Origin of the sequence: Oscillibacter sp. (genome assembly GCF_031978065.1) — a bacterium.
In the GTDB taxonomy this organism is placed as follows: domain Bacteria; phylum Bacillota; class Clostridia; order Oscillospirales; family Oscillospiraceae; genus Oscillibacter.
Genome location: NZ_DALZCH010000006.1, coordinates 53,491 through 61,365, shown reverse-complemented (window position 1 = coordinate 61,365; position 7,875 = coordinate 53,491). Strand labels below are relative to the sequence as shown.

Sequence of the window (7,875 nt, the reverse complement as noted above, 5' to 3'; positions counted from 1 at the left end):
AGAACCTACACCTTCTCTACCATGGGTGTCCAACTTGAACTTGCAATTTGCGAAAGATTTTATGTTGCCTGCCTTCGGCAATTGCAAACTGTCCAAGATCAGTGCGCTAAATATTGAGCAGTATTTGAACAACCTAAAGCAGGCCGGGGTTCGCAAGGACGGCAAGCCGGGCGGATACAGTCAAAAGACGATTCTCAGCCACTATACCATTCTATACAAGCTTTTTAATCTGGCTTTAAAATGGGACATGGTGCAATCTAATGTCTGCGTAAAGGTGGATCGCCCTATTGTTGACGCGAAAGAAGCCAGCTTCTATCAGGAAGAGGAGATTGTGAAAATGCTCTCCTATTTATCTGCTGAAGCAATGATGTATCAGGCGTATGTGTTGATTGCGCTGGTCAGTGCCTGTCGCCGCAGTGAGGTTTTGGGGCTGGAGTGGGATGACATTGACTTCGACCGGAATGTTATTACGGTGCGACGGACAAGCCATTACACGGCAGAGCGAGGCATCTATACACAGGATAAGTTAAAGAATGGTCAGGCATCTAAAACTGTGACCATGCCTGACAATGTAATGGACTTTTTGAAAAGATATAAGATTGCACAGAATCATACCCGCGCTACCATGGGTAAACAGTGGAGCACATGCAACCGCTTGTTTATTGTAGAGACAGGCGGTTGCATTACACCAGCAGGCGGGCCAATTCATCCAGACAATATAAGCCAATGGTTTGAACGGTTCTTGTTGAAAAATGGCTTGCCAAAGATCACGCTCCATCAGGTCAGGCATACCAGTATCAGTTTTCTTCTGAATAGGGGCGTAGACGTGGATACAGTTGCTAGACGAGCAGGACATAAAAACAGCCAAATTACATCCAGTATTTACGGACATGTATTTGATAAGAACATGCGTGACAGTGCAAATAAGTTTAGCGGTCTTTTGAAAAAGCAGATATCACATAACGAATTTCATATAGACCAGAATACGATACCTCCGCCCTCCTGCCCTACTCATGGCCGGAGGGAGATTTTTTATCAGCATTAAAAACATCTTTGCTCTTACATTGCACAATTATCCAGATTGTGGTATTATATTTTATAATATTACACAATTTTACACGCTTTGCAGGCCCTCCGCATAGTATAAGTTGAGCATATTATATCGAGATACAAGTATTTAGAATGCTTCGCATAATAGCAGGGGCTGTGTGAAAACAGGTCGGATGCTTCAAGTACCAGAAATATTATGGTATAATATAAGCAATACTACACATTTCAGAATTGGACAAATCTTCCCTTGCCTACTGCCGTATATAAGTCATTATGAAGTCAATGGAATAGCCGGTCTTTAAGAAATAGACACACGTATAGTCCTCTTTCTTCAATATGTTTCCTTTCCGCTATTTGTTGCGTATCTACTGTAGCTGCTTTCTGCCTGCGGCCGCAGGCAGGAGGTTTCAATATGGCTCTTTTATCAGTTTCTGGTTAGTCCAAACATAAGCTGAGAAAACCGTATGTTCAATAGGAGGTATACTATGGATAAAACCAGCGAAAGCGAGATGCCCGCCGTCTCTATACTGGATCTTAAAATGAGCTACGGAGACAAGCAGGTGCTCAGCGGCATCAATCTTGAAATCCAGCGGGGACAAATTATCGGCTATATCGGCCCAAACGGAGCAGGAAAAAGTACAACCGTAAAAATCCTGCTGGGGATACTTGAGGGATACCAAGGTCAGGTGCAAATCCTGGGCGAGGACATTTCCTCTAATTCCATAGCTTATAAAAAGAAAATCGGCTATGTACCCGAAACAGCTGATATTTATGACAGTCTCTCCGCTCAGGAATATCTGACCTTTATCGGCGAGCTCTACGGTCTGGATTTTGAAGTGACAGACCGCAAAGCCCGCAGATTGATGAATTTATTTGGAATTGAGGATGCCTATTCCGCAAGAATTTCCTCTTATTCGAAAGGTATGAAGCAAAAGGTACTGATCATTGCCAGTCTGATTCACAACCCGGAAATTATCTTTCTCGACGAGCCACTGAGCGGGCTGGATGCCAACAGCGTTCTTGTCTTCAAAGAAATCATGTCCGAATTGGCGGCACAGGGCAAAACGATTTTCTATTCCTCGCACATTATGGAGGTAGTGGAAAAAATCAGTGACCGGATTATCATGCTCAACAACGGAAACATCGTCGCTGACGGTACGTTTGAGCAGCTTAAAGAGCAATGCAGACAAGGCTCTCTGGAGGAAATTTTCAATCAGCTGTCGGGCTTTTCCCAACACCAAAGCATTGCTGGTGAGTTCATCGGTGTCATTGAGGAGTAAGATATGCGGGATTTTGTGTTTTTAAAATTTCTGGACCGGATAAAAAAATTATTTCCCGCCATGGGAGTCGATTATCCGGTAATGCGGCGCATTTTACAGGTCAAATTGGTAATGAACAGCCGCCGGTCCGCCACTGTAATCAACCAAGAGCAATCCGAGCGCAAAAATCCCTATCTGGCCTCTTTAGCCATTTATGCCTTCATGGGTGTCTTTATCGGACTGTTGATACTTCTCCCCTCTCCACTGTTTTTAAAAATGAGCATCGTTATGGGCATGATTCTCTTCCTCCTTTTGACCACGATGATTTCTGATTTTTCTTCTGTGCTGCTGGACGTGCAGGACCGGGCAATTCTGCTGACCCGCCCGGTAAACGTCAAGACGCTGAACGCCGCAAAGCTTTTGTACATACTCTATTATCTGGCAGGCATCACTCTGTCTCTGGCCGGCGTTTCGCTGATCGCCGGTTTTTTTAAATACGGCGTATGGTTTTTCCTGACCATGTTCCTTATTCTGATTTTGATCTGCTGTTTTTCCCTTCTGTTCACCGCAATTTTCTACTTTGCAATTCTGCATCTGTTCTCGGGGGAAAAGCTCAGGGACATCATCAACTATTTTCAAGTCATCCTGACTGTCTTTATGACAGTCGTCTACCAGCTGGTCGGCAGGATGTTTAATCTCATCGACTTAAACGTTCTAATTGACCTTCACTGGTGGAGTTACCTGCTTCCGTCATCTTGGTTCGCAGCCCCTTTTATCATTCTCTTTTCCGATGAGCACGCAGCGGCATATTTTCTCCTGTCTGCAATCGGCATCATCATCCCTGCATTGGCTCTGATCCTGTACATCAAGGCGGCGGCACCGGCTTTTGAGCAAAACTTGCAGAAGCTCACAAGATCGGGCTGCGGAAGAACCAAGGGGCTTTCTCGGCTGCATAAAATTCCCGCACTGCTTTGTCCGAATCACGACGAACGGGTGTTTTTTGAATTTACCCGCTCCATGCTAAAGAGTGAGCGCAAGTTAAAACTTCGCCTGTTTCCAAGCTTGGCTCTGGGAGTCATCATGCCGTTCATCATGCTTCTGAGTTTGGTACATATCGCTACGTCAATATCCGACTTTCTACAGACTGTTTCACAAGGAAAATACTACCTGTACGCTTACTTTTCTATCGTCATATATTCCACACTATTCTCTGTCGTCGGCAAAAGCGAAAGCTATCGGGGAGCGTGGATCTATAAAGTAATGCCGGTAGACAATCCCGGCCTTGTACTCAGAGGTGGAATGAAAGCGTTCTTGTACAAGTATATCGTCCCATTTTATCTGCTGACCTGTGTGATTTTTATAATGTTGTGGGGAGTCAGGATTATCCCCGACCTGCTTATAATCTTCATGAATCTGATCTTGGTAATGCTGTTCGTATTTTTGCTCTCTAAAAAAGAACTTCCCTTCAGCCAGAATTTCCGTGCCGACCAGGGTACGGGGTCTTTAGGCGTGGTCTTGCTGTCCTTTCTGCTGTGTGGAAGTATGGCCGCCGCACATTATCTGCTGGCAACCCGGCTGAACTATGGACTGGCACTCAACCTTGGAATTTCCACCGTTTTGACGGTCTTTCTCTGGTGCAAAAGTTTTCACATTAGTTGGGATCAAATTGTTTGCGATGCCGGATAACTTATCAGTCAGGCCGTTTCTGTGGGTCCGGGACTATAGATAGGATTTGATTCAGCAGGTATTATCTGCAATCCGTCAGACGCTTCATCAAGCGTTTGATATGCGTCTTTGTTTGCAGCTGATGAATACTTTAAAAGGCTGCGTTATGGATACGTATTTATGTGTCCCATTTTGTTTTGAGTTTCGCAGTATATTTAATGCAGGCCGAGCACCAACGGTTATTGGACTTGTAAAAAAATCCAGCACAAAAACCACATAATCTAAGCCAAGCATAAAAATGTAATATATTAAAATAAACAACGGATAATTTGTAATTATCCATAATAATAAAGCACACTGCTTTTATTTAAATAGAGGTGTTTTTATGGGCCTAGCAGATTATCAACAAGACATTGTAGCGCAAATGTATCAATTGCTTATAGAAAACGATTGTAACAAAGGGATTGGGCTATATGGTGCTACAGGGAGCGGAAAATCAACAATAGCACTAAACCTTGCAGCACAGCTTCAAGAGGGGTGGTCGACCTTCTATATTAGGGGTATTGATCCGAACCTCTCCCCATATCTTACATGGCATATTGGAACCAAGCTATATTCCAAAACGAAACTAAGTTTTGAAGGGAATATTTCGTTTGGAATTGATTTTTTTCCGTTGCCACTTTCTTTTGGAGGCGGAATCACTATTCAGAAAGATAAGAAAAACTATATACTGACACCGAGTGAGGAAGCTCTTATTGCATGTATAAAAAAACAGGCTGAGGCAAATAAACATATTTTTCTTATTGTAGATGACTACGAGCTGTGGGATATTCCGTCTAAGCAGTTCTTACAGAAAATTACCCTTTCAAAGTTAACACTACTCTCTGAGTTTCACGTTGTCATACTGCTCATATCTCGTGAAAAGTCATCTATTGAAGGAGAATTTATGTGGAAGTATATACCCGTTAATGAGATAACGGATAATGATGTTCTCTTTGTGTTGCGTCAAAAAGAATATGCAGGCTTTTATAATATAAATGATATACGCCGTTGTGCAGGGAATAACCTATCACTTGCCTTAATAGCTGCTGAATATTATAATCACAATGGTATTTCTGGCACTAATTTTAACGAGCTTATGGATAACCGCTGCAGACAATTATCAGAACAAGAAATTGACGCATTTTCTGCACTAGCACCACTTTCAATAATAGATTCTTACTTTACTAAGGATGAGACAGCGTTTTTTATAAATCAATCTCCAGAAGACGAAGAAGATATAGCGTATCAAGCAGAGAACTATCTGTTATTAGCTAAAAAGCTCTTATTTATTGAGGGAGATAGAGGCTACAAATTTACTACTCATGAAATGAAAAATTACTTTAAATTACAAATTTCTAAGAAAGAAAAGCTTCTTCACCGAAAATTTTCTAATTTTTTAAGAAAGCGTCACTCAGAAGACTATTTTAGCAGAGGGAAGCATTTGAGCCAAAGTCTTATGAATAATGACATAGAAGCAATTCGAGAAGCATGGCAACTGCTCTTTCTTTCCTACATTCGTCGAGTATCAGAGACTGATAGTGAAGCTGATACTTACAACATTCTTTCCGAGATTGAAGTTCTTTTGACCGGTTTATCTATTGAACTTGCAGATATGCAGCGTAGTACTTTGAAAGAATTTTTGGATGGCTATCAATTGTTTTCTCAATATCGATACAAGGATGCACTCCTGCACCTGCAGGCACTTATGTCAAGCCAACTGAGTTTGGCCTGTTTGGCTGAGAGCCAACGGCTCATACTTCTTTGCCATTTACAACTGGCTGAGAACCCAAATGCAATTAAGCGCACAGCTGAAGAACTTTATGATACTATAGAATCGTATAATTTCGATGAAGACGAGCAATATTGTCGAGCCTCTCTAGTCTTGCTAAATGTTTATACAGATCGATTTTATGATGCGCCTAAACTAAAGACGCTTAAAAGCAAACTCATACAAATAATACATCGACATCCTGGTACCCCTGCATTTGCGGAATTTGATGCATGCTATAACCGAAAGGCAGCACTCTATTTTTCAGCCTTGTTTGCCTTTCAACAAACAGAACAGAGCGTAAAATATTACCGAAACCGTTATAATCGGAGTGGACTATATATGGCTCTCTGCAATCATGCAGGAAACGCTATGATTGTAGAAAAGTACGATAATGCACAGCAGTCCTTATCAGAATGTGCAGAAATAGCAAATAGCAGTAATGGCTTGTACTATCCCAGTCAATATAAGGTCGAAAACAATCAAGTTCTTCTCACTTACCTTCAAGAAGATAAACTAGCTTTAGAAAATGAAAGTTCTGATATGATTTCTAGTGCAGCCTGCAAAACCTCCATGGAACTGGCACGAATAGTCGAGCATCAACAAGATGAAGTTTCACATGTAATTCTCTTGAATTACTTAGGTCTGTCAATATTATGTGGCTCCAAATCTTGGCCCTTAGAGCTCAAAAAAGTAAACTTGCAACTTGCGGATGCAGATGAATATTATCAATTCTATCTACATGATTTAAATTTTGCTAGTGCATTGCTTCAGCATGATTTAATAAGGGCTCAAGCTGAAGTGGACATATTAAAAAAATTGGACCCACCTCTTCTTCGTGAATACAAAGCAATTATTTTCAAGAGACGTTGTGTACAGCAGGAACTTTTAAGTTCTCCAAGCATAAAAAACATTGATCCAGTAGAGTATCACAGGTTTATCTCTAAAGAATGCGCGCATATTCAAGACCCATCGTGTCATTTTTTTGGACGAGGTTTCCTTCTATCAGATCTTCAATTTTTATCATTTTGACTCCAAAGAGCCGCTGAAATCACAGCGCGATAGATATCACTATAACAAAAACCCAGCTGATCAAATGCAAAGGAAAAGGAACTGTGCCTAGTGGTATACGGTGTAGTAGCAATGTCAAAAATATATGGCATTCCCTTGGCGCCAATTCTAAAATCAATTCGCCCATAGATATCCATTTGCAATAAGCTAAAAACTTTTTCGGCATAGTTCTTGATTTTATCTATCGTGAAAGCTGTTTGTGTGTCTTTGAGCTGATAAAACCCATAGTTATTTTCTGCAGAATTTTTTTCATCTAAAATTTTATTTCCATTAAGGTTAATGCCGACAGGGGACATTACCATAATGGAATCTCCAACTTTAAACAGTGGAACTTCACACTCAGTCCCCTCTATATATTCTTGGACGATGTATTGTGTTCCACGATATCGTTTAAACATAGAGGGAGATGCATCAAAAATTCCAGCTTGGGTTACTCCTTGGCTTGCAGATTCGGAAACAGGTTTGCATATAACCCTTAATCCATCTGGAGGTGAATCTTTTTCCCATTCACCATTATTATTGAGCAACCAACTCTGCGGTACAGGTATGTTATGGGAACGGATAAGTGTTGTGAAATAGTACTTATTACGGCACAATGCACAAGTTAACGAGGATGATGTGCTATACTTTAGACCAACTAATTCACAAAACGCAGGAATTACAGTCTTTTTGTTATCACCGAGGCCGTTTCGAGCCAAATTATATATTAGGCAATGTTTGAATCTTTCTGGATGTTCCATAAAATCCGAAATAAAGTCTAACTCGTTGTAGTACACAGCCTGAATATAATATCCTGCATCTACAATACCTTGATATATTTCGTAAAACTCTTCTATGGAAAACCGTTCGGTTTTACCACATTGTAGTTGCGCTATATTAATAGATCCCCGAGGTTGCTGAACATGTGCTAGTAGAATAATGTTCAAGGAATCCTTACTAACTACGCATTTATTTGATTCCCAAAAAGGAGAAAATTCTTGTTGTATCATAGCGGCCTCTTTTCTCTATGAACAACAGATA

At 41.0% G+C, this 7,875-nt stretch carries 5 protein-coding genes; 4 read left to right on the top strand and 1 reads right to left on the bottom strand.

The window, feature by feature from the left end; genetic code table 11:
- The 4 genes from RTK01_RS01850 to RTK01_RS01835 form a co-directional block, all read left to right on the top strand.
- Positions 1 to 1,045, top strand: a 1,045-nt coding sequence (locus RTK01_RS01850) for a site-specific integrase (RefSeq protein WP_312279341.1), incomplete at its 5' end; no start/stop codon positions are given.
- A 490-nt stretch (positions 1,046 to 1,535) separates the two neighbouring features.
- The gene (locus tag RTK01_RS01845) at positions 1,536 to 2,330 is read left to right on the top strand and encodes an ABC transporter ATP-binding protein (protein WP_312279340.1); all 795 of its coding nucleotides are present in this window, start codon (positions 1,536 to 1,538) and stop codon (positions 2,328 to 2,330) included.
- Between the two features lie 267 nt (positions 2,331 to 2,597).
- Positions 2,598 to 3,995: an ABC transporter permease gene (locus RTK01_RS01840; protein ID WP_312279339.1), complete on the top strand. Its 1,398-nt coding sequence runs from the start codon at positions 2,598 to 2,600 to the stop codon at positions 3,993 to 3,995.
- Positions 3,996 to 4,359: 364 nt separating this feature from the next.
- Positions 4,360 to 6,816: an ATP-binding protein gene (locus RTK01_RS01835; protein ID WP_312279338.1), complete on the top strand. Its 2,457-nt coding sequence runs from the start codon at positions 4,360 to 4,362 to the stop codon at positions 6,814 to 6,816.
- Here RTK01_RS01835 and RTK01_RS01830 read toward each other — a convergent pair.
- Positions 6,798 to 7,844, bottom strand: a complete 1,047-nt coding sequence (locus RTK01_RS01830) for an ATP-grasp domain-containing protein (protein ID WP_312279337.1) — start codon at positions 7,842 to 7,844, stop codon at positions 6,798 to 6,800. The two genes, RTK01_RS01835 and RTK01_RS01830, sit on opposite strands and share 19 nt — an antisense overlap.
- Positions 7,845 to 7,875: the final 31 nt, after the last annotated feature.

Excerpts from the sequence above, each read along its gene's own strand:
- RTK01_RS01845 (WP_312279340.1), top strand. The coding sequence starts at position 1,536 with ATGGATAAAACCAGCGAAAGCGAGATGCCCGCCGTCTCTATACTGGAT.
- RTK01_RS01840 (WP_312279339.1), top strand. The coding sequence starts at position 2,598 with ATGGGCATGATTCTCTTCCTCCTTTTGACCACGATGATTTCTGATTTT.
- RTK01_RS01835 (WP_312279338.1), top strand. The coding sequence starts at position 4,360 with ATGGGCCTAGCAGATTATCAACAAGACATTGTAGCGCAAATGTATCAA.
- RTK01_RS01830 (WP_312279337.1), bottom strand. The coding sequence starts at position 7,844 with ATGATACAACAAGAATTTTCTCCTTTTTGGGAATCAAATAAATGCGTA.